Source organism: Streptomyces ferrugineus (assembly GCF_015160855.1).
In the GTDB taxonomy this organism is placed as follows: domain Bacteria; phylum Actinomycetota; class Actinomycetes; order Streptomycetales; family Streptomycetaceae; genus Streptomyces; species Streptomyces ferrugineus.
The window spans coordinates 5,614,567-5,639,190 of sequence record NZ_CP063373.1 but is presented as its reverse complement, the minus strand read 5'-3'; the positions used below and the strand labels follow the sequence as shown (position 1 = coordinate 5,639,190).

The following is a 24,624-nucleotide window of genomic DNA, read 5'->3' as shown; positions in this document are numbered from 1 at the left end:
GCAAGCGTGCTGGGCCGCGGCCGGTGCCTCTACTCTTTCGGTCCAGGACGAATCGCCGCTCACCACGGGGGTTGCCATGCCGCTCGCCCTGCACCTCGGCACCGACGACCTCACGCGCTGCCGGTTCGCGATCTCGCCGCTGTGCCAGACCCACGAGGCGCTGCGCATGCTGCGCCGGCCCGCCCGGCACGGCTACCACCAGGCCTGGCTGCGCCGTATGAGCCGTACGGTCGCCGGCCTCGACCTGGGGCTCCTGTGGCTGTTCATCCCCCCGCCCGGCGGCTACACCCCGGACTTCCTCGGCCCGCCCCCCGAGCACCCGTACCCGGCCATCGACGACGAGCTGGCCCGGATGCGCGCCACCGACCCCGCCCTGGCCCACGCCGAGATGGCACGCTCGCTGTCCTGCACCCCGGGCCTGGCCGAGTCACCCCAGGGGCGTGCCGCGCTCGACGACCCCGCCGCCACCGTCCGGCGCCTGGCCGACCTCACCGAACGGGCCTGGCACGCGCTGCTCGCCCCGGACTGGCCGCGCCATCGGGCCGTGCTCGAGGCGGACATCGCGCACCGCTCGCGCAGGGCGGCCGACGGCGGCCTCGACGCGCTGCTCACCGACCTGCACCCGGCCGTCGACTGGACCGGCCACACCCTCACCCTGCGCCGGTACGCCGACGTGACGGACGCCCAACGCCCGGACGGCAGGGGCGTGTTGCTGATGCCGAGCGTGTTCGTGTGGCCGGACGTGGTGAGCGGCTTCGCCCGGCCCTGGCAGCCGACGGTCATCTACCCCGCCCGGGACATGGCCCGTCTCCACACCGCCCCGCGCCCGCCACAGGCGCTCGCCCGGCTGCTCGGCCACCAGCGCGCGGCCGTCCTCACCGGCCTCGCCGCGCCCTCCTCGACGACGGAACTGGCCCACCGCCACGGCCTGGCCCCGTCGACCGTGTCGGCCCACCTCTCGGTCCTGCGGGAATCCGGCCTGCTGGAGTCCCGGCGCCAGGGCCACTACGTCCTGTACGGACGAACGGCTCTGGGCGACGCCCTCGTCGAGCGGGACGTCACACCAGCGGCGCGCTGATCTCGACCGCCCGCACGGCGGCCGCGAGGGCGGGCTCGTCACCGACGTCGAGGGCCGTGTCGGTGAACTTGATGACGTGCTCGTCGCCGTGTGCCACAGCGCGCTCCAGCACCTCTTCCGGGGTGAGTGCCGCCGCGGGCCGGTGGGGGACCGGCTCCGCCGGGGCGTACATGGCGGTGACCGCCGCGGACGCGATCCACGCCGCGTGCAGGCTCGGCGCCCACAGCTCGCGCGGCAGCGAATCCAGCGTCCGCAGCACGGCGTTGGGAGCGGTCGCCGCATGCGCCAGCATGGTCGGTTCGCCGTGGCCATGGGTGGCGTAGCGGTGGGTCGTGGCACGGACGAGTTCGGTCAGCCGGTCACGTGCGGTGTCCGGGTCGGTGACCGAGGCGGCCCACACGGGCAGTCGGCGGACGGCGGCCAGCCGGTCGCGGAATCCCAGATGCCCCGGCTCGATGGCGGGTACCGCGTCCAGGGCCGCCGAGGCCGTCAGGGCTCCGGGCAGGGCGGCGACGCCGGTGACCGGCTGATGCCGTGCCGCCCAGTAGCCCAGCGCATGGGCCAGTTCGGCGAGCCGGGGCGCGTTCTCGCCGGCCTCGAGGGCCCGTACGGCATGCCCGGCCCGTATGACGGTGTGCGTGGCGCCGCCGTACATCCCGGGCAACAACCGTGGCCACCACTCGGCGAGGACGCTCCTGAAGGGCCGTTCGGCGAGGGCGCGGGAGAAATGATCGGTCCAGTCCGTGATGCGGCGCGGATCGCCCAGCGCCGAGGCCCAGTCGTCGTCGGTGACAGGAGCCACGCGGTCCGGGAAGTCCTCCAGCCTGTCCTCGTAGAGGTCCAGCCAGCGATGGACCGCCCCGGCCCGGCCGTGGGCGGCGAGAGCTTCCACGACCATGGGGGCGTGGTTGGAGAGCCAGCCCTGCCGTTCCGGGCCGCGGGTGTGCAGGCGTTCCAGGGCTTCCTCGAACTGTCCGCCGGTGTCGTGCTTGTCGCTTGTCTCCATGAGCGCGACCGTATGCGGCCCGGCCGCGGGCCGGGATCGGGCGCGGGACGCAAACCGCGCGGTGCCCGGGTCCTAGGACCCGCGCCCGATGGTGACGTCTGATCAGGCGTTCGGGTCGAACGAGATGCCGGACGGCTTCGCCGACGCCAGGTGGGACTCGAAGCTGCCGTCCTTCAGGCCGAAGTTGGCGCTGCCGAAGTTGTACGCGACGAGCTTGTCGCGCACGCCCGCCGGGTAGCCGTTCCAGCCGACCAGCGGCGGGTACTGCCAGGTGCCCTTGTGGTTCTCCGGCGGCTCGTCGCCCGAGTTGGCCAGGCGGAAGCAGTGCGTGCTGATGCCGTCCTTGTGGTACACGATCTTGGCGTGTGTGCCGTCGAAGCGCACCGACGACGCGGGGCTGATCGTGAACGAGCCGTGGTTGGACGTCGACACGTACCGCACCGCGTTGTTCTGCACCCACACCACCACGTGCTCCCAGTCGTGCCGGTGCCCGCCGATGCTGCTGCCCGCAATCGCCTGGTCCTTCTCGAAGTACAGGCCGTACATGTAGGCGCACCAGCCGTTGTTGCACTTGTAGCGCGAGTACCCGTTGGTGTTGTCCAGGTCCGAGGCGTCACGGCAGTTGCCGTTGAGCGCACCGGTCGGGTTCAGGCCGCCGTTGACCGTGCCGTCCGGGCCGATGGCCGGGGTGGAGTAGCAGCCGTCGGTGTCGTAGTCGTAGGCGGGCTGGTACGTCTGCTCGCCCGACTCGGCGTTGGCGGGCAGCGCTCCGGGCGGGGCGGCGAAGGCGACGCTGGGGAAAGCGACGACGAGCGCGGCGGCACCTGCCAGACCGGTGAGCCATCGCTTGCTGTGGGTGCGGAACGTCTGTGACGACACTGCGTCTCCTCGGAGTCCGGGCGCAGCCCAACGGCTGTGGGGGGAACGGCAGTTCAGGATCCCCGGTTTTCACTTACGCGCCAAGAGCCACGGGCGTACCAACGGTGAAGGGCAGCGCAATACTCGCCGCCGCACCTGTGCGTCAGACGTCGTCCGGCAGTTGGGCCGCCGCGTCCGTGGGCGCCAGGTCCGGCCTGAGCCGCAGCCACGACGGCTGGCGCAGCATGCCGGAGCGGGTGCGGATGCTGAAGCGGACCTCGCCGACCAGCCGGGGCAGCACCCAGCGCGCGCCCGCCACCTGGGGGACGGGATCGAAGGGGCACACGTCCGTCGCGCCGGCCCGCAGCAGCTCGGCGAGCCGGGTGCGCTCGGCCTCGCTCCAGCCGGTGCCCACGCCGCCGACGTACCGCAGCCGCCCGTCGGCCGTGAACTGACCGACCAGCAGCGCGCCCGGCAGGCCCGTGAGCCGACCCTTGCCGGGCAGCCAGCCGCCGACGACCACGTCCTCGCTGTGCATGTTGCGGATCTTGATCCAGGCGCGGGAACGCACCCCGGGCTCGTACAGCGAGTCCAGCCGCTTGCACACCAGCCCCTCCAGGCCGTGCTCGCGGGTGGCCGCCAGCGCCTGCGCGCCGTGTCCCACCAGGGCGCGCGGCGTCGACCAGAACGGCCCGGCCAGGTCCAGCTCCTCCAGCCGCCCGCGCCGGCGTGAGTAGGGGACCTTGAGCAGGGAGCGGCCCGCCAGGTGCATCACGTCGAACAGCACCAGATGCACCGGGGTCCGCGTGGCCATCCGGGCGGCCCGGGCGGGCGCGTGCACCAGGCCCATGCGGGACTGCAGCAACTGGAAGTCGGCGCGCCCCTGTTCGTCCAGCACCAGGATCTCCCCGTCCAGTACGGCGGAGGTGGCGCCGAGCGCGTCGCCGAGCGGCCGCAGTTCGGGGTAGGCGGGCGTGATGTCCTCGCCGGAGCGGGCGCGCAGCAGCAGGGAGCCGTCGCCGGCCAGATAGGCCACCGCGCGCTGGCCGTCCTGCTTGGTCTCGTACGCCCAGCGCGCGTCCTGCGCGGCGGGCGGCAGGGTGCCGGGCGTCGCGAGCATCGGAGGGATCAGCGGCAGGCTCACGGGTCAGTTGTCGACGGCCCTGCCCGCGCTCACGCGCCCTGGCCGCCGTTTTCCCCTGAACGGCGGCCGGGACGTCACTGCTCCGCGTTCGGCGGCACGGCCCGCACCAGGCCCGACTGATAGGCCATCACGACCAGTTGGGCACGGTCGCGGGCGCCGAGCTTCGTCATGGCCCGGTGCACATGGGTGCGTACGGTCAGCGGGCTGACGTAGAGCTTCTCGGCGATCTCCTCGTTGGAGTGCCCCTCGGCCACCCACGCCATGACCTCCCGCTCGCGCGCGGTTAGCGCGGCGAGGTGCTCCGGCGCGGCCGACTGCGAGCTCTCGGCGGGCGATGCCAGGAACCGGGTGATGAGCGTGCGGGTCGCGGTGGGGGAGAGCAGGGACTCGCCGGCGGCCACGGTACGGATGCCGTCGAGCAGCACGTCCGCGGTGACGTCCTTGCCGAGGAAGCCGCTCGCCCCGGCCCGCAGCGCCCGCGCCACGTACTCGTCGATCTCGAACGTGGTCAGGATCAGCACCCGCACCGCCGTGAGGCCGGGGTCGGCGCAGATCGTGGTGGTGGCGGTGAGTCCGTCGGTGCCGGGCATACGGATGTCCATCAGGACCAGGTCGGGGTGGTGGGCCCGGGCGAGGTCGACGGCCTCGGCGCCGTCGGTGGCCTCGGCGACGACCTCCATGTCGGCGGAGGAGTCGATCAGGATCCGGAAGGTGGCCCGCAGCAGGGCCTGGTCGTCGGCGAGCAGTACACGGATGGTCATGGGGTGTTTCTTCCGCTTCCGGATCGTGGGACTGCGCTCAGCCTTCCCGTATCGAGCCGCCGTGTCGTCATGCGTCCGCCGACAATCACCGCTACTCGAAACGCAGTATGTCCGCCCCACACCTCATCCCCGAGCAGGACGGCCCGCCGCCGCGATTCAGTCAGTTGACTTAGATTGTGGGGAGTGAAGCCACGGCGGCTCGAGGGACTGGTCGTCGGCGGGTGGCGCGAGGTCCCGGTGCGGTGGTGATCATGGCGGGCAGGACACTGCGGGAGGAACAGGTCAGCGCGACCCGGGAGCTGCTCCTGACCGCGGCCGAGCGGCTCTTCGCCGAGCACGGCGTGTACGCGGTGTCCAACCGCCAGGTCAGCGAGGCCGCGGGCCAGGGCAACAACGCCCTGGCCGACTGGTCGCCCGAGGAACTGCGTGAGCCGGCCGGGCTCTTCCAGCGCAGGGTCGACGACTTCCTCGCCCACACCGTCGACGAGGACACCGAACCGCAGCCGACGGCACCGGCCGGGACCGCCTGACCCGGGCGCTCAAGCGGACACGGCGCGCGAACGTCGGTCGGGCGGGCCGGCAGCCGGTGCCGCCCGCCCCGGAGAAGCCGGCTCCCGCAGCCCGCTCAGCAGCAGCCACCCCAGCGCGGGCAGGGCGATGAGCGGCACGAGCGCCGTCCGCAGCGACGTGGCGTCGGCCAGCGCGCCGATCACCGGCGCGGCGAGCCCGCCCACGCTCACGGCGAGCCCCAGCGTGACTCCGCTCGCCGTGCCGACCCGCCGGGGCAGATAGTCCTGGCCGAGCGTGACATGCAGCGAGAACGGGACATACAGGCCGGCCGACGTCAGCGCGACGAACAGATACATCGCCGGCCCGGGAACCAGGACCAGCCCGGCCACCGCGAGGACGGACAGCGCATACGCCCGGCGCACGACGGTCAGCCGCCCGTACCGCTCGGCGAGCCGGCCCCCGGCCACCGTCCCCACCGCGCCGCCCGCGTAGAGCACGCACAGCGCGGCCGTACCGGCCACCTCCCCGCCACCGGCCCGCTGACGGACGTACAGCGAGACGAAGGCGCTCAGGCCGACGAACACGATCGACCGGCACATGATCGCTCCGGACAGCCGCAGAAACGACGGCCAGTCGTCGGTGCCGATCCCCTCGCCGCCCCTGCCGCCGTCCGCGCCCCCGCCCGTGCCCGAACGCACCGCCGCCGCACACAGGGCCGCCCCGACGACCGCCGGCACGACCAGCAGGGGAGAAGCACCCAGCCCGCCCGTGGCGACGACCGCCGCCACCAGCAGCGGGGCCAGGGCGAAACCGACGTTGCCGCCGAGGGAGAACCAGCCCATCGCCGTATGGCTCCCCCGCGAGGCGGCGCGGGCCGCGCGGGCCGCCTCCGGGTGGTACGCGGCGACCCCGACCCCCGACACGGCCACCACCGCCAAGGTGAGCGCGTAGGACCCCGTGACCCCGCTGAGCGCCACCCCCGCACCGCCCGCCAGCGCGCTCAGCGGCAGCAGCCAGGGCATCGACCAGCGGTCGGTGAGCGCCCCGAACAGCGGCTGCACCACCGACGACAACAGGGACGCGGCGAGGACGACGCCCGAGGCGGCGGCATAGCTGTAGGCGCGCTCGGCGACGAAGAAGGGGACGAGGGCCGCGACGGCGCCTTGATAGACATCGACACAGGCGTGGCCCAGGGACATCAAAGTGATGGTTCGACTGCGTTTCTCGGACACCCCGCGATCGTCGCGGCCCGCGCCGGTGGCCCGCTTCCGATAATCTGCCGAGCTGTGTCGAACATCCGCCACGCACCGACCGCGCCGACCCGTGCCAAGGTCCTGGCCGCCGGGGAACGCATCGACGCCCACCGGCACGACGACCACCAGATCGTCTACGCCGGCTCCGGCGTCCTCGCCGTCACCACCGACGCCGGCACCTGGTTCGCGCCCGGCAACCGCGCCATCTGGGTCCCCGCCGGCACCGCGCACGCCCACCGCGCCCACGGCCACCTCGACCTGTACCTGGTCGGACTGCCCGCCGACGACAACCCCCTCGGCCTGGACGCCCCCACCGTCCTCGCCGTCAGCCCGCTCCTGCGCGAGCTGATCCTCGCCTACACCCGCGACCCCGACGACGGCGGCCCCGAGCGCCGTCGCCTGCTCGCCGTCCTGCGCGACCAACTGCGTGCCTCGCCCCAGCAGCCCCTGAGCCTGCCCACCCCCGCCGACCCACGCCTGGCCGCGGTCTGCGCCCTCGTCCACGCCGACCCGGCCGACCCGCGCACCCTGGCCGCGCTCGGCGCCGCGACGGGGGTCGGCGAGCGCACTCTCAGCCGGCTCTTCCGCCGCGAGTTCGGCATGACCTTCCCGCAGTGGCGCACCCAGTCCCGCCTCTACCACGCGCTGCGGCTGCTCGCCGAGGACACGCCCGTCACGACCGTCGCCCACCGCTGCGGCTGGTCCTCCGCCAGTGCCTTCATCGACGTCTTCCGCCGCTCCTTCGGTTACACCCCGGGAACCCACAACCGCCGCACGTAGCGGGGCCGATGACGGGCAGGGCGGGTGGCGGTCCGTGATCTACCCTCCGGTAGCATCCGGCGGCAGGCCATCCAAGGAGGATCCGTGCCCCGGTCCGAACGCTCGCCCCTGCTGCTCGCCGGCCTGCTGGCCGCGGCCGGCGTCACCCACTTCACCGCCCCGCGCCAGTACGACGCGGTCGTGCCGAGCGCTCTTCCGGGGACGCCCCGGACCTGGACGTACGCCAGTGGCGTCGCCGAACTCGCGCTGGCCGCCGGTGTGGCGCTGCCGCGCACCCGCAAGGCCGCCGCGCTGGCCACCGCGGCCTTCTTCGTCGGTGTGTTCCCCGCGAACGTGAAGATGGCCGTCGACTGGCGGCACCGCCCCGCCCCGCAGAAGGCCGCGGCCGTCGGCCGGCTGCCGCTGCAGATCCCCCTCGTGCTGTGGGCACGGGGCGTCGCCAGGAACGCGGAGGGCCGGTCATGAGCGCACGAGTACAGGTCGGCGACAAGGTCGAGGACTTCACGCTGCCGGACGAGACCGGCGCCGTGCGCAGCCTGACCGAACTGCTCACCGAGGGACCGGTGGTGCTGTTCTTCTACCCGGCCGCCCTCACCCCCGGCTGCACGGCGGAGGCCTGCCACTTCCGTGATCTCGCCGCCGAGTTCGCCGCCGTCGGGGCCCGGCCGGTCGGCATCAGCGGGGACGCGGTCGAACGCCAGCAGGAGTTCGCCGAGCGCCACACCCTCGGGATGCCGCTGCTGTCCGACGCCGACGGCACGGTCCGGGAGCTGTTCGGCGTGACGCGCGGCTTCGCGCTGGCCCCCACCAAACGGGCCACCTTCGTCATCGGGCAGGACCGCACCGTTCTGGAGGTCGTCCGCAGCGAACTGCGGATGAACACCCACGCCGACCGGGCCCTCGCCGCGCTGCGCAAGTGAGCGCGGTCGCGGCCCGCGGGCAACGGCCCGGGCGTCGCGGTTGATGCGGTGCGGCCCAGGTCTCATGCTGGACGACATGGAGCGCGTCTCCGCCGTGGCGATCCTCGATGCCCAGGGTGTGGTCAAGGGGTGGAGCGAGGGTGCCCGACGGCTGACGGGCCTGGAGGCCGCGGACGTGGTGGGAAGGCCGGCACGGGACCTGCTCGCCGAGCCGCCGGCCCCCGAAGGCGTCGCGGCGCTGACCGGCACCGCCGTGCTGCGGCACCGGGACGGCGGGGCCGTGCCCTTGACCGTGACCGCGTGCGCCGTGCTGGACGAGGACGGCCGACCCGACGGATACGTGATCACCGCGGGGCCGCCCGACCGGCACGAGCCCACCCTGGCCGAGCTGGCCTTCCAGCAGGCGTCCATGTCCATGTCCGTCTTCGACGCCGACCAGCGCTACCTGCGGCTCAACGACGTGGCCTGCAAGGTCATGGGCGTACCGGAGGACGTGCTGCTCGGCCGCCCTTTCCCGGAGACCGTGGAGGACGAGGTCCACAGCCGGGGCTTCCTGTGGCATCTTCGCCAGGTCAGCGAGACGGGCAGGCCGCTGCGCTACGAGAGCTTCACGGGCGCCCCGGCCCTGAACCGCGAACATGCCTGGACCACCGAGATGTGGCCGGTGCGCGACCCCTCCGGCGAGCTGATCGGAACCGCGCTCGCCGCGTTCGACAGCTCCGACCAGTACTGGGCGCGCCAGCGGCTGGCCCTGTTGAACGAGGCCGCCGCCGCCATCGGCACCACCCTGGACGTGGTGCGCACCGCCGAGGAGATGGTCGGGATCGTGGTGCCCCGGTTCGCCGACTTCGCCAGCGTGGACCTGTTCGACTGGGTCCTGGGCGCCGAGGAGCCGCCCGTACTGACCGGCACGGACATCGCCCTGCGCCGGGTCGCCCACGGCTCGGTCACCGAGGGCACCCCGGAAGCGGCCGTGCACCTGGGCGAGGTGGACCACTACCCGCCGTTCTCGCCGCCGGCCCGCGCGATACTGGAGGGCCGGGTGATCCAGAGCCAGGCCGGCGAGCCGGCGTTCATGCGGTGGGTCGCCGAACGCAACGCCCGGGCCCCGGCCGGCCGGCGCCACCGGGTGGGCGCCCACTCGATGATGGCGGTGCCACTGCGGGCCCGGGGCACCACGCTCGGCGTCGCGGTGGCCGTGCGCATCCGGCAGTCGGACGACTACGGCGCCGACGACGCCGTGTTCGCCGAGGAACTCGCCAGCCGGGCCGCCGTCTGCGTCGACAACGCCCGCCGCTTCGCCCGGGAACGCACCACCGCGCTCGCCCTCCAGCACAACCTGCTGCCCCGGGGACTGCCCGGCCAGGCGGCGGTCGAGGTGGCCCACCGCTACCGGCCGTCCGGATCGCAGGCCGGCATCGGCGGCGACTGGTTCGACGTGATCCCGCTGTCCGGCAGCCGGGTCGCCCTGGTCGTCGGCGACGTCGTCGGACACGGCATCCCGTCCTCGGCCACCATGGGCCGGCTGTGCACGGCCGTACGCACCCTCGCCGACGTGGACCTGCCGCCCGACGAACTCCTCACCCACCTCGACGACCTGGTCACCCACCTCGCCGGGGACGACTCCGACGAGGTCGCCGAACTCGGCGCCACCTGCCTCTACTCCGTCTACGACCCCGTCACCCGCCGCCTCAGCCTCGCCGCGGCCGGCCATCCGCCGCCGGCCGTCGTCCTGCCCGACGGCACCGCCCAGGTCATCGAGGTGAACGCCGGGCCGCCGCTCGGGGTCGGCGGGCTGCCCTTCGAGGCGAGGGAGGTGGAACTGCCCGAGGGCGCCCTGGTCGCCCTGTACACGGACGGCCTCATCGAGGACCGCGACCGCGACATCGACCACGCCACCGCCGAACTGTGCCGCGCGCTGACCGCGCCCGCCGAGTCCCTGGACGCGCTGTGCGACGGGGTGCTGAAGGCCGTCCTGCCGGAGGACCCCAGCGACGACGTGGCCCTGCTGCTGGCCCGCACCCGGGCCCTGGGCGCCGACCGCATCGCCACCTGGGACGTACCGCCCGACCCCGAGCGCGTGGCCGGCACCCGGCAGGCGGCCACGGACCAACTGACCGCGTGGGGACTGGACGAGGCGGCCTTCGTCACCGAACTCGTCGTCAGCGAACTCGTCACCAACGCCATCCGGTACGGCGCCCCGCCCATCCAGCTGCGTCTGATCCGCGACCGCACCCTCATCTGCGAGGTCTCCGACGCCAGTTCCACCTCCCCGCATCTGCGCCGGGCCCACGCCTACGACGAGGGCGGCCGCGGACTGCTGCTCGTCGCCCAGCTCACCCAGCGCTGGGGCAGCCGGCAGACCGGCAGCGGCAAGACCATCTGGGCGGAACAGCCGCTGCCGCCGGTGTGATCACTCGAAGGGGCAGCCGGGGTTGGGCACGTCCTCGGACAGCGGCGCGCCGTGCGGGAGTATGTAGAACACCTCCAGCACGAGCGTGGTGTCGCCCTGGTTCCGGCCGAGGTGGACGTCGCTCGGCCCGCCCGGCTCGCGCACGACGGTGCCCTGCGGATAGACGCCGTCGGAGGCGCAGCCGGAGTCGTAGTGGCTGAGCGTGCCCTGCTTCACGTATCCGTACACCGGGCCGTCGTGGTAGTGCCAGCCGGTGGCCTGGCCGGGCGGCACCGTGACCTCTCGCAGGACGTAGTCGGTGTCTCCGACGGTGGTCTGGCTGATGGTCCGGCCGGTGACGCCCGGGCCCGGGGGCGTCGCCTGGGCGGGGCCGCAGACGAGGACGGTGGCGGCGGTCACGGCGCCGATGAGCGTGGTGCGGAGCGCGGTGCGCATACGGGAGCCTCCTGGAGGACATGGGTTCCGCCGTGAACATAGAGGCACACAAGCCCAGTTGGGGGCAGAACCCCAAAGATCCGCAAGGCGCTCACGCGGCCGCACCGTCCGCCGGCCGAGCCGGCCGGGAGCCGGGTCGGGCTCGGTGCGCTGCTGCTCGGCTATCACGAGGGCGGGCGGCTGCGGTACGCGGGCAAGGTCGGCACCGGCTTCGACCGGCGCACGCTGCTGGAACTGCGCGAGCGGCTGGACGGGATGTGTGTCTCGCGCGCCGTTCGAAGGTCCGGTGCGTAAGGCCGGAGCTGGTCGCGCAGATCGACTTCACCGAGTGGACCCGGGACGGCATGCTGCGGCATCCGCGTTGGCGCGGCTGGTAGTCCCCGTCGGCCCGCTTGGCGATCAGCCCCTCCCAGCCCCGGGCGCAGGAGTCGGCCAGCAGCTCGGCCCCGCCCTCGTTGCGGTGGGGCGTCATCCGCAGCGGAGCGCGGTACGTCAGCGCCCGCCGCAGCAGCGACTTGCGGGCCCTGAGCGGCAGCCGCGTGGTGTCCTGGCCGTCCAGCCTGAGCAGGTCGAACACGTACTACGTCGCCGCGACCCCGCTCGCCTCGACGTCCTGCCGCCGGGTCAGGTCCATACGAAGCGCCAAAGCCCGCGCTGCGGTTCTTGCAGCGCCCCGAAGGGGCGCGGGTCTGTATCGATCTGCGGCTCCGCCGCGTGGGCGCGACCAGCCACGATGGTGCCGCACCCGATCGACGGCCTGATCGCGGCACTTCCAGCGGAGCGCTCAGCACGCGCACCCCGTCCAATTTCGGTTATGGGCTGTTGAGCTGTCCACGGCTATCGGCCAGCGTCATGTCGATCACAGGGTGGCGGGTGCACTTCACCCGGCGAGACCTCGCGTGGCCGAGGGAAGTGAGCCCATTCATACGGGAGTTCAATGCGCTGTTCGACGGTCTGGATCAGCGGCTGGATGACCTGGGCGTGCCCGAAGGTCAGCCGTTCCTGATCAGTCCGGCGGCCGAGTACGACCTCGCCTTGCGGCCCGGCCGGCGTGGTCGCGGGCCGGGCCGCTGTGAAGGGACGGGAGACCGGGTGGTCAGAAGGAGTAGGGCCCGAACCGGCCCCACATGATGATCGCGGCGACGATGAGCAGGATCGCGTTGAACCCGATGGCCTGCGGCTCCTTGCGGCGGGCGTGGAGGCCCATGGCCAGGACCATGATCACAGCCAGGCCGGTGGCGGCAAGCGGGGTGAGCAAGGTGGCGATGTCGAAGGCGCCCGGCAGGATCAGCCCGAGGGCGCCGGCGAGTTCGGTGACGCCGATCAGACGCACCACGGGTGTCGAGACGTCACTGACCCACGGCAGCTGGGATATGAGCTTTTCGCGGGGCTGGGTGGACTTGGTGACGCCGGCGGCCGCGAACAGCGCGGCGAGGACGCCCTGCAGGATCCACAGGAACACGTTCATCGGAGCGGACACCTTCTTCTTCGGATCCGCCGCGGCGGATGAGGAGTGATCGGGTCAGGCTTCCGCGGGGGAGAGCTGGGAGGCGTCAGCCGGTGAAGACGCGCTCGGCTTCGTCGCGCTGGGTGTGCAGGTCCCAGTAGAGAGGGGCGATGTCCTCGGCCTCGGCGGTCGGGATTTCGGGAGGGCCGCCCGCGCCGATCCACACGCCGATGGCGACGTGCGCGGCCTGGATACCGGTGCCGGCCAGCTCCTTGTGCAGGTTGAGCGCCCAGTTGCGCAGCGCCGCCTGGGCGGGGTTGACGTTGCCGAGCATCGGGATGGGGTCGACCGAGCCGGCACCGTTGGTGAAGAGCAGGGTGCCCGCGCCGGCCTCACGCATCGCGGGCAGGACGGCCTGGGTGGCGGTGATGGCGCTGCAGAGCAGGAAGTCGATCCATCCCTGTACATCGGAGGGGCTGGTCTGGGACGGGGAGGTGAGGTTCACGGAGGCGATGCTGGGAGCGGGGGAGTGCTCCAGGACGTCGATGCCGCCGAAGCGGGTGGCGGCGTCCTTGAGGGCCTGGGTCAGCGCGTCGTGGTTGCGCACGTCCGCCGGGAACGCGGCGGCGGTGATGCCCTCGGCGGTGAGTCGGCCGACGAGGTCGTCGAGCTTGGCGCGGTTGCGGGCGATGAGAGCGACGTCGTAGCCGCGCGAGCCGAAGGTGCGGGCGATGGCGAGGCCCATGCCGGGGCCGGCTCCGACGATGGCGATGCTGGGCATGGTGAAGTCCTTTCAAGTAAGTGGGCCAGGCGTCCCACTTTCACTGTCGCACACCGTACAGCAGAAACGGGCCGACCGTTCCACTTGGGTAGAGTGGGGGTATGACCTCGCCACCTTCGGACCAGACGCCAGGCCAGCAGCCCGGCCCGGGACTGCGCGCCGACGCCGAACGCAACCGCTGCCGCATCCTGGCCGCTGCCCGCCGCCTCTACGCCACCGAAGGACTCGGCGTCTCCATGGCCTCGGTCGCCCGAGAGGCAGGCGTCGGCAAAGCCACGCTCGGCCGGCGCTTCGCCACCCGGGAGGAACTCGTCAACGCGGTCTTCGCCGATCGCATGGATGCCTACGCCGACGCCGTCGCCGAGGCACTGGCCGACCCCGATCCCTGGCACGGCTTCATCAGCTACCTCCAGGCCGTCTGTGCCATGCAGGCCGCCGACCGCGGCTTCGCCGACGTGCTGACCATGTCCTTCCCGACCGCCAAGGCGCTGGAGGCACGCCGCGCCGAGGCGTACGAGCGGCTGCTCGAGCTCATCACCCGTGCCAAGGACACCGGGCACCTGCGCGAGGACTTCACCCACCAGGACGTCGTCATCCTGCTCATCGCCAACGCCGGAGTCGTCACCGCCGCCGGCGAGGACGCCCCCGACGCCTGGCGCCGCCTCGTCGGCCACATGCTCCGCTCCTACGCCGCGCCCGGTGCGCCGATCCCCCCGCTGCCCGACGCCCCGAGGCCCACCGCCCTCTACCGCGCCATGGTCCGCCTCTCACAAACCGGCCCGGGCACCGCCTAGTCCTACTCGGTGGAGGACCGACTGACGGAACTCCTCGGCCTCTCGCCGTACCGCCGAGCAACACTCCAGCAAGGCCTTCAGTCCATGCGGATGATTCCTCGGCCAAGTGCGGCGGTGACAGCGGCGGTCCGGTCACGGACGTCGAGCTTGGTGTAGATGTGCAGCAGATGGGTCTTGACGGTGGCCTCGGACAGGCGCAGGGCGCGGGCGATCTGTCTGTTGCTCTGCCCCCGGGCCACGGCGGACAGGACTTCGAGCTCCCTGCCGGACAAGCCGGCGCCCCGGTCGCCGCGCATATGGGCGAGGACCTTGGCGGCCACGGTGGGCGACAGTGCCGCGCCTCCCCGAGCCGCGGTCCGAACGGCCTCGCAGAGCTCGTGTCGTCCGGTGTCCTTGAGCAGGTAGCCGACTGCGCCGGCGTCGACGGCGGCAGTGATGTCGGCGTCCGTGTCGTAGGTGGTCAGGACGAGTACCCGCACCTCGGGGTGGGCGGCACGGATGGCGGCGGTCGCGGTCGTGCCGTCCATTTCGGGCATCTGCAGGTCCATCAGCACGACGTCGGGTGCGAGTGAGGCGGTCTGGCGCAGTGCCTCGGCGCCGGTGGCGGCTTCGCCGACGACCGTGAGATCGGGCTGGGTGGAGAGCATGGCGGCAAGCCCGTCACGGACCACGGGGTGGTCGTCGGCGAGAAGGACTCGGATCGTGGGACCGGCCGATGTCCTCATGACGCCGGGGCCATCCGCTCGGTGCCCGACACGGCTGAGGAGACGGAGGCGGAAGGCTCGACCGGGAGGGGCACCGTGACGGCGACGGTCGTACCCTCGCCCGGGGCGCTTTCCACCGTGAACGTGCCGTGCAAGGCGGCGATGCGCTCCCGCATGGTGGTCAGGCCGACGCCCGTATGCCGGGCAGCCGGTGCGAACCCGGTGCCGTCGTCCTGGATGTCGATCGCCAGGACGTCGCCGAGGTACGACAGCGTGACCGAGACACTCATCGCGCGGGCGTGCCGCCGGGCGTTGGTCAGTGCCTCCTGCACGACCCGCAGCAACTCGCCCTCGGTACTGGGAGGCAGGGCGGCCGGGCGGCCGGTCACGACCGTGTAGGCCTCGGTGCCGGTCTCCTCCGCGAGCCGGGCGGTGAGTTCACGGACAGCGTCCGCCAGGTGCGTGCGGTCCAGTGGCGCCGGGCGGAGGGCGTGCACGAGGCGGCGGCTCTCTGCGAGGTTGTCCCGGGCCGTGCGCATGGCCTGCTCGACGCGGCGGGCCGCAGGGGAGTCGGGTGGCAGGTCGTCGCGTGCGGCGTCCAGCAGCATGGCGATGGACGCGAACCCCTGGGTGAGCGTGTCGTGGACCTCGCGGGCCAGGCGCTGACGTTCGGCCAGGGTACCCGCCTGGCGTTCCGCTGCCGCTCGTTCCGCCTGGGTGGCGGTGAGTTCGTCCAGGAGCCGCTGCCGCTTGTGACTCTCATGGTCGAGGGTGGCGACGTAGCAGGTGATGGTGACCGCCACCGCGGTAGCGAGCACGCAGCCCGTGAGCGCCCGTACGTCGACGGAGCCGTCCGTGGTCAGGCTCTGCCATGACCAGCCGGCGCCCAGCACCAGCACCCCGCCGGCCGACCACCAGGCCCGCCTCAGCCAGTACGGGCTCAGTACCGCCACGGCGACCGGGAGGAACGCGGGGTCCACCGTGGCCATGACCGCCCACCCGGACAGGGCCCCGACGAGGTAGGGCAGCGGCGGGCGGTCGGCGCCACCGCGCAGCGCGATCCAGTACGCATACCAAAGGGCGAGCCCCACTGCCGGGCCGATCCGCGACAGCGCGGCGCCGGTCGTCATATCCGCCCCGGCCAGCGCACCCGGCATGGACAGGGCGAGCACGGTGACGAAGAAGGCGTGCTGCCCCATGGCCTTCCACCGCTGCCGGTCCCACGCCTGTTGCAGTGCCATGGCCTACAGAGTAGGCGCAGCCGCGTAGCGGCAGAATCAGCCGACCAGCGGGGCGGCTCCACCGATCGGTGGATGCAGGGCGCGTCGATCGGTCGATGTGCGTGAGGGGCGCGGGCGGCGACGATCGGCCCCGCAGTCGACGGCCTGCTCTTCCACCGCCCCTTGTGAGGAACCACCAGTGCTCCTGGCCTTCATTCCCAGCCCGTCCATCGGCGAGGTCCACCTGGGCCCGCTCCCACTGCGCGGCTACTCACTGATGCTGATCCTCGGAATCGCCGCCGCGGTGTGGCTGGGCGGCCGTCGCTGGGCCGCTCGCGGCGGAGAGAAGACCGTCGTGGCGGACATCGCCCTTTGGGCGGTTCCATTCGGTGTCGTCGGTGCCCGCCTCTACCACGTGATCACGTCCGGCGAGCTGTACTTCGGCAAGAGCGGCGATCCGGTCAAGGCCCTTTTCATCTGGGACGGAGGCATCGGTATCTGGGGCGCCATCGCCGGTGGGGCCGTCGGAGCCTGGATCGGCTGCCGCCGCAAGGGCGTTGCCCTGTCCGCGTTCGCCGATGCCGTCGCACCCGGCATAGCGCTGGGGCAGGCCATCGGCCGCTGGGGCAACTGGTTCAACCAGGAGCTCTACGGGCGGGCCACCACTCTCCCCTGGGCCCTGGAGATCGACCCCGCGCACCGGCCTGAGGCCACCCCGAACCTGGCCACGTATCACCCGGCGTTCCTGTACGAGTGGTTGTGGTGTCTCGGCGTGGTCGCCCTGGTCCTGTGGGCGGACCGCCGTTTCCGTCTCGACCGGGGCCGGGCGTTCGCGCTGTACGCCGCCGCGTACACCGTCGGCCGCTTCTGGATCGAGTACCTGCGGGTGGACGAGGCCCACCACATCCTCGGCCTGCGCCTGAACGACTGGACCGCGCTGCTGGTCTTCGCGGCTGCCGTCGCCTACCTCGTGGCTACGACACGGCGCGCGGCCGACAGGCGTGACGGCGTCGACGTCGGCCGTCTCCTTCAGCAAGTGGATGCCACCAGTAGCCCCAAGAACTGACCAATGTCCCTCATGTCCGTTTGGAGTTGCCATGTCCCGTGTCTCTGAGACGCTCCCCACCCGTCGGGGTCCGATCATGGTGGCGGGAGGTGTGTTCGTCGCCTTCCTGCTGTCCTCGCTGGTGAACGCGTTGATCGCCGTACTGGCGCACGCGCTCGGTGCACCGGACGACTTCCGCCCGTTGGAGCCCTCGTCGTACGTCTTTCTGACCGCGCTGGGAGTGCTGGGAGGGTCCGTCGGGTGGGCCCTCGTCCGCAGGTTCTCCTCCGATCCCGAACGGCTGCTCCGCCGACTCGTCCCGTCGGTCGTCGTGTTGTCCTTCGTGCCGGACTTTTTCCTGTTCGGCGAGGGCGAGGTGACCGGTGTGGGGGCGCTGCTCCTGATGCACGTCGCGGTCGCGGTGATCGCAGTGCCGACGTACCGCAGAGTCATGCCACTGAGCTCGGCGCGCTGACCCACGCGCCGGCCGGGCCATAGAGCGTTGAGGAGGCACGATCCGCCCGGCACCCCCAAAGAACCCCCTGAAGACCGACCGGGACGGATAGTGATCAGCCCGCCCACCCGATGTCACGGACCTCGATCGCTCCGGCGTGCGGCATGTACTGGATCCAGCACCGCCGCCCGAAGGCCTCCCGGATCTCCTCAACCGAGCCCGGATCACGCACATCGGGCCAGGCCCGCGGATCCATCCGCGCTACCTCCACGAGCGCCATCACCTCCTGCCGCGCCCGGTCGTCCGGCAGCTGCGCCATGACCTCCACCGCCAGTTCCTCCACCACCACGCCGTACCGCCTGGTCGTCGACGTCGCGGCCGCTGACGAAGCCACCGCGCTCGCCTTCCAGCAGCTGCTCGCCGGACGGGAGAAATGGCGAAAGCGGAGTGCGGACGACGCTGGACGCGAGGTCGGCCGCGCCAAGGACTGCGGGCAGCTGCGCGAGGACTTCACCAGCCGCGATCTCGTGCTGCTGATGGCCAACGCCGGAGTCCTCGGCGCCACGGCCGATGCCCATTACCTTCCTCGTAGAGCCCGGTTCGGGCTCGTGGCTTCCGGAGCCGGTATGACTCGTTGCCCCTGTCCAATCCGGGGGGTGCTGTCGCCGGTCCTGGCGGCACCGGTTGATCGCTGATGGAAGCGTGTCCGCCGACAGGCAGGGCTGCGTAATGTGGCTGCCGATCTCCGGTGCCCGGCGGGCCACCGGTTGTGACTCCGGGGAGGGAAAGCCCGGTGACCAGCAACGACTTCACGTCGATCGATGTGTTCTGCGCGTTGGACATAGGCAAGTCCGCCCACCACGGCACGGCTCTGCTGGCCGACGGCCGTACGACCTTCGACAAGGCGCTGCCCAACGGCGAGCCCCAGCTGCGGGAGCTCTTCGCCCGCCTCAAGCGCAAGGGGAAGGTCCTGGTCGTGGTCGACCAGCCGGCCTCCATCGGCACCCTGGCGGTGACCGTCGCCCGCGCTTGTGGATGCGAAGTCGCCTATCTGCCGGGCCTGTCGATGCGCCGGCTGGCCGATCTGCACCCCGGCACCGGCAAGACCGACGCCCGCGATGCCTACGTCATCGCCGATGCCGCCCGCACCATGCCGCACCTGCTGCACTCCATCGATCCCGACGAGAGCGTGCGGGCCGAACTGACCATGGTCCTGGGCCACGACGACGACCTCGCCCAGGACGCCACCCGCACTTCCAACCGGCTGCGCGGACTGCTCACCTCCATCCACCCTGCCCTTGAACGCGTCCTGGGACCCCGCCTGCGGCACCCGGCCGTCCTGGCCCTGCTACAGGCCTACGGCTCCCCGGCCCAGCTGGCCCAGGCCGGCACCGAGCAGATCGCGCAGGTCATGCTCCAGGCGGCGCCGCGCATGCGCAGTGCCCACACCCTGGCTGATCAGATCACCACCGCCCTGGCCGAGCAGACTGTGCGGGTCCCCGGCACCGGCTCGGCAGGGGAGATCGTCTCCGGCCTGGCCGAGGCCCTCGCGGTCCTCCTCAAGCGCCGGGACATCCTGGAGATGCGGGTCGCCGCACTGCTGGAGGCCCACCCTCTCGCGAAGGGCCTGACCTCCATGCCCGGGGTCGCGGTCAGGACCGGTGCCCGCATCCTGGCCGAGGTCGGCGGCCGCCGTGTCGACGTCCTGCACGCCATGCTCAAGCACCGCACCCTCTACCAACCCGGGCACGAACAAACGGCCTGACCAAGCCCACAGACCTTGACCGAACAGATAGAAGCACCCCCCGGACGCCTGGCGCCGACTGATCGCCTGAATGATCCAGTCCTTCCAGGCCCCGCCCCCGAGCCCGGAAAGCGGCGCTTAACCAGCGACCGGTGAGATAGGGCGACCGCGGTGAGGCCGCCGTCGTTTTCAGGCCTATCAAGCAGGACCTGAGTCTGGACACCGGACAGGCTGAAACCCTGTCCATAACTTCCGCTCGAAGAGCCACTCCTCGCCGGAGAAGTCCCGCCGGTCGCTGAGCGTGGCCGGCATCGGCCGCGCGGCCGGCTCCGCCCCGGGGCGCGCCTCGCGCAGCAGCCGCCGCTGCCCGTCCGGGAGGGTGTCCGGCAGACCGGTCGCCACGCTCACCCCTCGTCGCCGTCGGCGGCGACCTGGGCGAGGGTGCGGCCGGTGCGCACCGAGCGGGCCCGGTACGGGTCGGGGGTGCCGTGCCCATGTCCGCGGCCCTTTCCCGCCTTCACCAGCAGCCAGGCCTCCCGGTCGTCCTGCCCGCCGCGGATCCGGGTGAGGGCGAACTCGCCGTGCAGCTTCGAGCCGTGCAGCCGGAACGTGGCATGACCGTGCTCCAGCGACTCCCCGAAGTCGACCTGCCGTCCCCTGCGGTCATGGCTGAGCGGCTCGTAGGTGCCGCTGTCCCAGACGATGACCGTGCCGCCGCCGTACTCGCCCTTCGGGATCACCCCCTCGAAGTCCTCGTACTCCAGCGGATGATCCTCGGTCGGCATGGCGAGCCGCTTGTCCTTGGGGTCTCCGGACGGTCCCTTCGGCACCGACCAGGACCTCAGCACGTCGTCCACCTGGAGCCGGAAGTCGAAGTGCAGGGTGCTTGCGTCATGGATCTGCACCACGAACCGCGGCTCCTCACCGGCGGCCGCCGGACGCCCCTCCGGCTCGCGCGTCCGGCCGAAGTCACGCTTGCCGCGGTACTCGCGCAGCTGGTCCTTCTCGCCCACGAGCGCCTCCTTCCCGAGCGCTCCGAGTACCCCGCGAGGGCGCCCGCGACTCCCGCCTCAGAACTCCTCGTGCACCTCGGGGTCCCCGCCGAGGCGCCGATGGGCCCGGTCGGCGACGGCGGCCATCTGGGTGGCGTCCAGGGTGAAGCCGAAGACGTCGAGGTTCTCGCGCTGCCGCTCCCGGTTCCCCGACTTCGGGATCGGCAGCGCGCCCAGCTGCGTGTGCCAGCGCAGCACGACCTGGCCGGGGGTCACCTTGAGGGCTTCGGCGACGCCCTTGACGACGGGGTCGTCCAGCAGGTCGCTGCCGCGCCCCAGCGGGCTCCAGCTCTCGGTGACGATGCCCTTGCCGGTGTGGAAGGCACGCAGCTCCTCCTGCGGGAACAGCGGGTGCAGCTCGATCTGGTTGACCGAGGGCAGGACCCCGGTCTCGCGCTCCAGCCGCTCGATGTGCTCGGGCGTGAAGTTGGAGACGCCGATCGACCGGACGAGACCGTCCTCGCGGAGCTTGATCATGGCCCGCCAGGAGTCGACGTACTTGTCGACGCGGGGCAGCGGCCAGTGGATCAGATACAGGTCGACGTACTCGAGATCCAGGCGGCGCCGGGACTCCTCGAAGGAGGCCAGGGTCTCCTCGTAGCCGTGGTGCCGGCCCGGGAGCTTCGTGGTCACCACCACCTCCTCGCGCGGAACGGCGCTGCGCGCGACCCCTCGGCCGACGCCCGTCTCGTTGCGGTAGTTCGTCGCGGTGTCGACGAGGCGGTAGCCCAGCTCCAGGGCGTCGAGCACCGCCTGTTCCGCCTGGGCGTCGTCCATCGGCCAGGTACCCAGACCGATGCCGGGGATCGTCGTGCCGTCGTTGAGCGTGTGCAGCGGAATGCTGATCACTGTCGGACCTCCCCTCGACTGTGCCGTACACCCAGCGTCACGGATAGGGTGAGGATTGATCAACCGGACAGGTGGGGGAAGAGGGCGGCGCACGGCATGGGCGGCACCGAGGAGAAGCACGCGACGGGATCCGGGCGTCCCACGTCACGGGACGTCGCCCGGCTCGCCGGGGTGTCCCACACGGCCGTCTCCTTCGTCTTCAACGGCCGCGCCGAGGGCAATCTCTCACCCGCCACCCAGGAACGCATCCGCCGCGCCGCCGCCGAGCTCGGCTACCGCCCCGACCCCGTCGCTCGCGGCCTGCGCCGCCGCCGTACGGCCGTGATCGGCCTGGTCACCGACGAGATCGCCTCCTCGCCCTTCGCCGGGCGGCTGCTGCGCGGCGCCATGGAGACCGCCTGGGACAGCGAGCACCTCGTGCTGACCATCGACTCCGGCGGCGACCCGGCCAAGGAGGACGCGGCCGTCGCCGAACTCCTCGACCGGCGCGTGGACGGCATCATCTACGCGGCCATGTCGCTGCGCCGCGTCCGCGTCCCCGAGGGCCTGCACCGCACCCACTCCGTCCTCGCCAACTGCCTGCCCGACGACGGCTCCCTGCCCGCCGTCATCCCCGCCGAGCGCGCGGGCGGCCGTACGGCGGCCCGGCTGCTGCTGGACGAGGGGCACCGCAGGATGGCGGTGGTCGGCGGCCAGGACGACATCGCCTCCGCCGACCGCCTGCGCGGCTTCCGCGACGCGCTGCGCGCCGAGGGCATCACCGTGCCCAAGGAGTGGGTCGTACGCAGCGGCGGCGAGATAACGGGCGGGTACCAGGGCGCGCTGAGCGTCCTCGACGGCGTCCCCGCCGACCAGCGCCCCACCGGGGTCTTCTGCTACAACGACCGGGTAGCGGCGGGCGTCCTGCACGCCGCTACCCGGCTCGGTGTCGCCGTCCCCGGCGAGCTGTCGGTGGTCGGCTACGACGACCAGGAGCACATGGCGGAGTTCCTCACCCCGCCGCTCACCACCGTCGCCCTGCCGCACCGGGCGATGGGCGACGCGGCGGCGCGTCTGCTCCTCGACGCCATCGACACCGGCCGGACGCCGCCCGCGACGGTACGGCGCCTGGCCTGCCCGGTGATCAGCCGAGCGTCGGTGGGACCAGCTCCCAGCCGCTGACCGAGGCCCCGGCGCCGGTCACGACGAGTTCGGCCACATCGTCCGGCCGCCGGTAGACCCGCTCGGTGACCATGGCCCGGTCGCCGGCGAACAGCTCCAGCAGCGACCCGTCGACGAGAATCCGCACCTCGTCGGCCGGCACCCGCACCACGATCGGCGCCGTCCCCTCCCGCCCGCTGCGAGGCCAGTCACCCCGGTCCAGCGTCACCGTGCCCTCGTCCGGGTCCAGCACCACCGTCAACTCCGCCCCCGAGGCCGACCGCAGCAGACTCACGACGGTACGGGCGGACGCGGTCACCGTCAGGTCGTACGCCTCCGGCAGCGCGGCACGCCGGGCCGCCGCCGTCACCAGCGGCTCGGCCGCCCGCAGCAGCCGAAGCTCCGGCGCCGGTGCGACACGCAGGGCACCGTCGGCATGGACGTCCACCACCCGCGGAGCGGTCAGCACCCCGGCCCAGCCCGCACGGTCGACCTCCTCCTGCCCGCGCGCCTCCCACGACCAGCCCCACATCAACACCCGGCCCGGCTCCCGGAGTACGGCGGGCGCGTAGAAGTCGCGCCCGTGGTCCAGCCGTCCGCCGCGGCGGGCCGCGAAACGCAACCCGCCCGCGCCGTCGGGCCGCAGACGTCCCGTCAGATAGCCGGTGTCCCATGGATCCCCGTCCCACAGCGACAGCACCAGCACCCACTCCCCGCCCGCCGTCTCGAACAGCTGCGGGCACTCCCAGCCCACCGCCCGGTCGCCGAAGGCGTCCGCCGCGACCGGGTCGGCGCCGTCGAGCAGCACTCCGGCGAACCGCCAGTCGGCCAGGTCGTCGCACTCGTACAGCAGCACCGACGGTGTCCCGTCGGCGTGCCCCGCGCCGACCAGCGCCCACCGACGGCCACCGCTCGTGAAGACGAACGGGTCGCGGAACATCACCACGTCCAGGCCGTCGGGCGGGCCGCTCACCACCGGCGTGGGCAGCGGCCGCCAGTCGGTGAGCGTCTCGTCCTCCGGCATCAGCGCCCGCGCCAGGCAGATCGAGCCGAGGCCGGTGTGACGGCGGTCGACGCCGGTGTAGACGGCCGTGGGCACCCCGTCGTCGTCGACCACGCACCCGGACCAGCAGCCCGCCTCGTCCGGGCCGCCGGGTGTCGGGGTGAGCGCGAGCGGATGGTGCTCCCAGACGACGAGATCGGCGCTGGAGACATGGCCCCAGTGGACGTCGGTGTGCACGGGGGCGGCGGGGTTGTGCTGGTAGAAGAGGTGGTGGCGGCCCCGCCAACGGAAGGGGCCGTTCGGGTCGTTGATCCAGTTGGCGGGGGGACGGACCCTGAAGCGCGGGGCGCTCGGGTCCGTGGACTGAGCGGCGAGGCTCAACGGTTGACTCCTGCGGACGTGATGCCCTCGCGCAGAGGGCGCTGACCGACGACGAACACGGCGACGGCGGGGATCATGGACAGGACGACACCGGCGAGCACCACCGAGATGGAGCCGGTGCCGAGGTTGCCCTGGAGGGAGACCAGGCCCAGGGGGAGGGTGTAGTTCTGGCCGGAGGTCTCCAGGATCAGCGGGCGGAAGAACTCGTTCCAGTGGTAGTTGAAGGCCAGTACGCCGACGATCGCGAGACCGGGCGCGGCCAGCGGGGCGTACACGGACCGGAAGATCCGCCAGGGCCCGCAGCCGTCCAGCATCGCTGCCTCGCCCAGGTCCTTCGGCATGCCCAGGAAGTACTGGCGCATCAGGAAGGTGCCGAAGGCGGTCGGGAAGGCCGGGATGATCAGACCGAGCAGGGTGTCGGTCAGGCCCATCGACTTCAGCACCAGGAACACCGGCACGATCGTGACCTGCAGTGGCACCATCATGGTCGCCAGGACCAGGCCGAACAGCGGCTTCTTGAACCGGAACTCGAGGCGTGCGAAGGCGTAGCCGGCCAGCCCGGCGGTGATCATCTGGCCCACCGCGATCAGCGCGGTCACCAGCGTCGAGTTCAGGGCGAGCAGCCAGACGTCGATCTGGTCGAAGACGCCGCGGTACGCCTCCGTGGAGGGGCTCGTCGGGATGATGCTCGGCGGCAGGTCGAAGGCCTCGGCCGGGGTGCGCAGCGAGGTGGAGACGGTCCAGATGACCGGGCCCAGGGTCAGCAGGGCGCACACCGTCAGCCCGGCGATCCGGGCCAAGGGCGCGAGGGAGTGCCGGGTGCGGCTCAGGGACAGGGTTGCTTGGCTCATG

At 72.4% G+C, this 24,624-nt stretch carries 25 protein-coding genes and 4 pseudogenes; 13 read left to right on the top strand and 16 right to left on the bottom strand.

Annotated elements, in window-relative coordinates; translation table 11 throughout:
• Positions 1-76: 76 nt before the first annotated feature.
• On the top strand, positions 77-1,078 hold the full coding sequence (locus IM697_RS25460; RefSeq protein WP_194038423.1) for an ArsR/SmtB family transcription factor: 1,002 nt from the start codon (positions 77-79) through the stop codon (positions 1,076-1,078).
• On the opposite strand, the gene IM697_RS25455 is transcribed toward IM697_RS25460, so the two are convergent.
• The 4 genes from IM697_RS25455 to IM697_RS25440 all read right to left on the bottom strand — a co-directional run bounded on the left by IM697_RS25455 (position 1,059) and on the right by IM697_RS25440 (position 4,847).
• Entirely contained in the window at positions 1,059-2,084 is a 1,026-nt protein-coding gene (locus tag IM697_RS25455; protein WP_194038422.1) for a questin oxidase family protein, read from the bottom strand. The genes IM697_RS25460 and IM697_RS25455 overlap by 20 nt on opposite strands.
• Positions 2,085-2,186: 102 nt before the next feature.
• Positions 2,187-2,963, bottom strand: coding sequence for an NPP1 family protein (locus IM697_RS25450; RefSeq protein WP_194038421.1), 777 nt, complete (start codon positions 2,961-2,963; stop codon positions 2,187-2,189).
• Positions 2,964-3,105: 142 nt separating this feature from the next.
• Positions 3,106-4,086 carry an ATP-dependent DNA ligase gene (locus IM697_RS25445; protein WP_194038420.1) on the bottom strand — a complete coding sequence of 327 codons (981 nt, stop codon included), beginning with the start codon at positions 4,084-4,086 and terminating at the stop codon, positions 3,106-3,108.
• A 74-nt stretch (positions 4,087-4,160) separates the two neighbouring features.
• Positions 4,161-4,847, bottom strand: coding sequence for a response regulator (locus IM697_RS25440; RefSeq protein WP_194038419.1), 687 nt, complete (start codon positions 4,845-4,847; stop codon positions 4,161-4,163).
• 251 nt (positions 4,848-5,098) lie between these two features.
• On the opposite strand from IM697_RS25440, the pseudogene IM697_RS25435 reads away from it, so the two are divergent.
• Positions 5,099-5,245: pseudogene (locus IM697_RS25435) on the top strand (TetR family transcriptional regulator); the annotation flags it as partial.
• A gap of 141 nt (positions 5,246-5,386) precedes the next feature.
• On the opposite strand, the gene IM697_RS25430 reads toward IM697_RS25435, so the two are convergent.
• Positions 5,387-6,556: an MFS transporter gene (locus IM697_RS25430; protein ID WP_194038418.1), complete on the bottom strand. Its 1,170-nt coding sequence runs from the start codon at positions 6,554-6,556 to the stop codon at positions 5,387-5,389.
• 87 nt (positions 6,557-6,643) lie between these two features.
• Between IM697_RS25430 and IM697_RS25425 the strand changes: the two genes are divergently transcribed.
• The 4 genes from IM697_RS25425 (at position 6,644) to IM697_RS25410 (ending at position 10,723) form a co-directional block, all read left to right on the top strand.
• Positions 6,644-7,390: an AraC family transcriptional regulator gene (locus IM697_RS25425; RefSeq protein WP_194038417.1), complete on the top strand. Its 747-nt coding sequence runs from the start codon at positions 6,644-6,646 to the stop codon at positions 7,388-7,390.
• A gap of 84 nt (positions 7,391-7,474) precedes the next feature.
• Positions 7,475-7,855 (top strand): DoxX family protein, encoded by a 381-nt coding sequence (locus IM697_RS25420; RefSeq protein ID WP_194038416.1) that lies wholly within the window; start codon positions 7,475-7,477, stop codon positions 7,853-7,855.
• On the top strand, positions 7,852-8,310 hold the full coding sequence (locus IM697_RS25415) for a peroxiredoxin (RefSeq protein WP_194038415.1): 459 nt from the start codon (positions 7,852-7,854) through the stop codon (positions 8,308-8,310). Before IM697_RS25420 ends, IM697_RS25415 begins: the two co-directional genes overlap by 4 nt.
• A 76-nt stretch (positions 8,311-8,386) precedes the next feature.
• Positions 8,387-10,723 (top strand): SpoIIE family protein phosphatase, encoded by a 2,337-nt coding sequence (locus tag IM697_RS25410; RefSeq protein WP_194038414.1) that lies wholly within the window; start codon positions 8,387-8,389, stop codon positions 10,721-10,723.
• Here IM697_RS25410 and IM697_RS25405 read toward each other — a convergent pair whose 3' ends face one another.
• A complete protein-coding gene (locus tag IM697_RS25405; RefSeq protein ID WP_194038413.1) occupies positions 10,724-11,158 on the bottom strand; it encodes a cupin domain-containing protein in 435 nt (144 codons plus the stop codon).
• Positions 11,159-11,236: 78 nt separating this feature from the next.
• Here IM697_RS25405 and IM697_RS45750 point away from each other — a divergent pair.
• Positions 11,237-11,535 (top strand): annotated as a pseudogene (locus IM697_RS45750) (ATP dependent DNA ligase).
• A gap of 38 nt (positions 11,536-11,573) precedes the next feature.
• Here IM697_RS45750 and IM697_RS25395 read toward each other — a convergent pair.
• The 3 genes and pseudogenes from IM697_RS25395 to IM697_RS25385 form a co-directional block, all read right to left on the bottom strand.
• Positions 11,574-11,735 (bottom strand): annotated as a pseudogene (locus tag IM697_RS25395) (non-homologous end-joining DNA ligase); the annotation flags it as partial.
• Between the two features lie 519 nt (positions 11,736-12,254).
• Positions 12,255-12,626, bottom strand: a complete 372-nt coding sequence (locus tag IM697_RS25390; protein ID WP_194038412.1) for a DoxX family protein — start codon at positions 12,624-12,626, stop codon at positions 12,255-12,257.
• 85 nt (positions 12,627-12,711) lie between these two features.
• Entirely contained in the window at positions 12,712-13,386 is a 675-nt protein-coding gene (locus tag IM697_RS25385) for an SDR family NAD(P)-dependent oxidoreductase (RefSeq protein ID WP_194038411.1), read from the bottom strand.
• 101 nt (positions 13,387-13,487) lie between these two features.
• Here IM697_RS25385 and IM697_RS25380 point away from each other — a divergent pair, with 101 nt between their 5' ends.
• Positions 13,488-14,180, top strand: coding sequence for a TetR/AcrR family transcriptional regulator (locus IM697_RS25380; RefSeq protein ID WP_194038410.1), 693 nt, complete (start codon positions 13,488-13,490; stop codon positions 14,178-14,180).
• Positions 14,181-14,257: 77 nt separating this feature from the next.
• On the opposite strand, the gene IM697_RS25375 is transcribed toward IM697_RS25380, so the two are convergent.
• Together IM697_RS25375 and IM697_RS25370 are read right to left on the bottom strand one after the other, a co-directional pair.
• The gene (locus IM697_RS25375) at positions 14,258-14,905 is read right to left on the bottom strand and encodes a response regulator (protein WP_194038409.1); all 648 of its coding nucleotides are present in this window, start codon (positions 14,903-14,905) and stop codon (positions 14,258-14,260) included.
• On the bottom strand, positions 14,902-16,125 hold the full coding sequence (locus IM697_RS25370) for a sensor histidine kinase (protein WP_194038408.1): 1,224 nt from the start codon (positions 16,123-16,125) through the stop codon (positions 14,902-14,904). The genes IM697_RS25375 and IM697_RS25370 overlap by 4 nt, the downstream gene beginning before the upstream one ends.
• A 178-nt stretch (positions 16,126-16,303) precedes the next feature.
• Between IM697_RS25370 and lgt the strand changes: the two genes are divergently transcribed.
• Both lgt and IM697_RS25360 read left to right on the top strand, forming a co-directional pair.
• On the top strand, positions 16,304-17,170 hold the full coding sequence (lgt, locus tag IM697_RS25365) for a prolipoprotein diacylglyceryl transferase (RefSeq protein ID WP_194038407.1): 867 nt from the start codon (positions 16,304-16,306) through the stop codon (positions 17,168-17,170).
• A 31-nt stretch (positions 17,171-17,201) separates the two neighbouring features.
• Positions 17,202-17,624 carry a DUF6069 family protein gene (locus tag IM697_RS25360; protein WP_194038406.1) on the top strand — a complete coding sequence of 141 codons (423 nt, stop codon included), beginning with the start codon at positions 17,202-17,204 and terminating at the stop codon, positions 17,622-17,624.
• Positions 17,625-17,718: 94 nt separating this feature from the next.
• On the opposite strand, the gene IM697_RS25355 is transcribed toward IM697_RS25360, so the two are convergent.
• Complete coding sequence (locus IM697_RS25355) at positions 17,719-17,922, bottom strand: hypothetical protein (protein ID WP_194038405.1); 204 nt, start codon at positions 17,920-17,922, stop codon at positions 17,719-17,721.
• Between IM697_RS25355 and IM697_RS44975 the strand changes: the two genes are divergently transcribed.
• Positions 17,921-18,298: a DUF6207 family protein gene (locus tag IM697_RS44975; protein ID WP_228044169.1), complete on the top strand. Its 378-nt coding sequence runs from the start codon at positions 17,921-17,923 to the stop codon at positions 18,296-18,298. The genes IM697_RS25355 and IM697_RS44975 overlap by 2 nt on opposite strands.
• Before the next feature lie 122 nt (positions 18,299-18,420).
• Positions 18,421-19,290, top strand: a pseudogene (locus tag IM697_RS25345) (IS110 family transposase); the annotation flags it as partial.
• Positions 19,291-19,751: 461 nt separating this feature from the next.
• Here the strand turns inward: IM697_RS25345 and IM697_RS25340 are convergent.
• Positions 19,752-20,360 carry a DNA polymerase ligase N-terminal domain-containing protein gene (locus tag IM697_RS25340; RefSeq protein ID WP_194038403.1) on the bottom strand — a complete coding sequence of 203 codons (609 nt, stop codon included), beginning with the start codon at positions 20,358-20,360 and terminating at the stop codon, positions 19,752-19,754.
• Positions 20,361-20,417: 57 nt separating this feature from the next.
• On the bottom strand, positions 20,418-21,248 hold the full coding sequence (locus tag IM697_RS25335) for an aldo/keto reductase (protein WP_194038402.1): 831 nt from the start codon (positions 21,246-21,248) through the stop codon (positions 20,418-20,420).
• A 96-nt stretch (positions 21,249-21,344) separates the two neighbouring features.
• On the opposite strand from IM697_RS25335, the gene IM697_RS25330 reads away from it, so the two are divergent.
• On the top strand, positions 21,345-22,409 hold the full coding sequence (locus IM697_RS25330) for a LacI family DNA-binding transcriptional regulator (RefSeq protein ID WP_194038401.1): 1,065 nt from the start codon (positions 21,345-21,347) through the stop codon (positions 22,407-22,409).
• Here IM697_RS25330 and IM697_RS25325 read toward each other — a convergent pair.
• Together IM697_RS25325 and IM697_RS25320 are read right to left on the bottom strand one after the other, a co-directional pair.
• A complete protein-coding gene (locus IM697_RS25325; RefSeq protein WP_194038400.1) occupies positions 22,372-23,772 on the bottom strand; it encodes a glycoside hydrolase family 32 protein in 1,401 nt (466 codons plus the stop codon). The genes IM697_RS25330 and IM697_RS25325 overlap by 38 nt on opposite strands.
• On the bottom strand, positions 23,769-24,623 hold the full coding sequence (locus IM697_RS25320; protein WP_194038399.1) for a carbohydrate ABC transporter permease: 855 nt from the start codon (positions 24,621-24,623) through the stop codon (positions 23,769-23,771). Before IM697_RS25320 ends, IM697_RS25325 begins: the two co-directional genes overlap by 4 nt.
• Position 24,624: the final 1 nt, after the last annotated feature.

Excerpts from the sequence above, each read along its gene's own strand:
- IM697_RS25410 (WP_194038414.1), top strand. The coding sequence starts at position 8,387 with ATGGAGCGCGTCTCCGCCGTGGCGATCCTCGATGCCCAGGGTGTGGTC.
- IM697_RS25390 (WP_194038412.1), bottom strand. The coding sequence starts at position 12,626 with ATGAACGTGTTCCTGTGGATCCTGCAGGGCGTCCTCGCCGCGCTGTTC.
- IM697_RS44975 (WP_228044169.1), top strand. The coding sequence starts at position 17,921 with ATGACCTCCACCGCCAGTTCCTCCACCACCACGCCGTACCGCCTGGTC.
- IM697_RS25360 (WP_194038406.1), top strand. The coding sequence starts at position 17,202 with ATGTCCCGTGTCTCTGAGACGCTCCCCACCCGTCGGGGTCCGATCATG.
- IM697_RS25440 (WP_194038419.1), bottom strand. The coding sequence starts at position 4,847 with ATGACCATCCGTGTACTGCTCGCCGACGACCAGGCCCTGCTGCGGGCC.
- IM697_RS25355 (WP_194038405.1), bottom strand. The coding sequence starts at position 17,922 with ATGGCGCAGCTGCCGGACGACCGGGCGCGGCAGGAGGTGATGGCGCTC.
- IM697_RS25330 (WP_194038401.1), top strand. The coding sequence starts at position 21,345 with ATGGGCGGCACCGAGGAGAAGCACGCGACGGGATCCGGGCGTCCCACG.
- IM697_RS25405 (WP_194038413.1), bottom strand. The coding sequence starts at position 11,158 with ATGCGCACCGCGCTCCGCACCACGCTCATCGGCGCCGTGACCGCCGCC.
- IM697_RS25385 (WP_194038411.1), bottom strand. The coding sequence starts at position 13,386 with ATGCCCAGCATCGCCATCGTCGGAGCCGGCCCCGGCATGGGCCTCGCC.
- IM697_RS25455 (WP_194038422.1), bottom strand. The coding sequence starts at position 2,084 with ATGGAGACAAGCGACAAGCACGACACCGGCGGACAGTTCGAGGAAGCC.
- IM697_RS25370 (WP_194038408.1), bottom strand. The coding sequence starts at position 16,125 with ATGGCACTGCAACAGGCGTGGGACCGGCAGCGGTGGAAGGCCATGGGG.
- IM697_RS25380 (WP_194038410.1), top strand. The coding sequence starts at position 13,488 with ATGACCTCGCCACCTTCGGACCAGACGCCAGGCCAGCAGCCCGGCCCG.
- IM697_RS25320 (WP_194038399.1), bottom strand. The coding sequence starts at position 24,623 with ATGAGCCAAGCAACCCTGTCCCTGAGCCGCACCCGGCACTCCCTCGCG.
- IM697_RS25375 (WP_194038409.1), bottom strand. The coding sequence starts at position 14,905 with ATGAGGACATCGGCCGGTCCCACGATCCGAGTCCTTCTCGCCGACGAC.
- IM697_RS25415 (WP_194038415.1), top strand. The coding sequence starts at position 7,852 with ATGAGCGCACGAGTACAGGTCGGCGACAAGGTCGAGGACTTCACGCTG.
- IM697_RS25430 (WP_194038418.1), bottom strand. The coding sequence starts at position 6,556 with ATGTCCCTGGGCCACGCCTGTGTCGATGTCTATCAAGGCGCCGTCGCG.
- IM697_RS25460 (WP_194038423.1), top strand. The coding sequence starts at position 77 with ATGCCGCTCGCCCTGCACCTCGGCACCGACGACCTCACGCGCTGCCGG.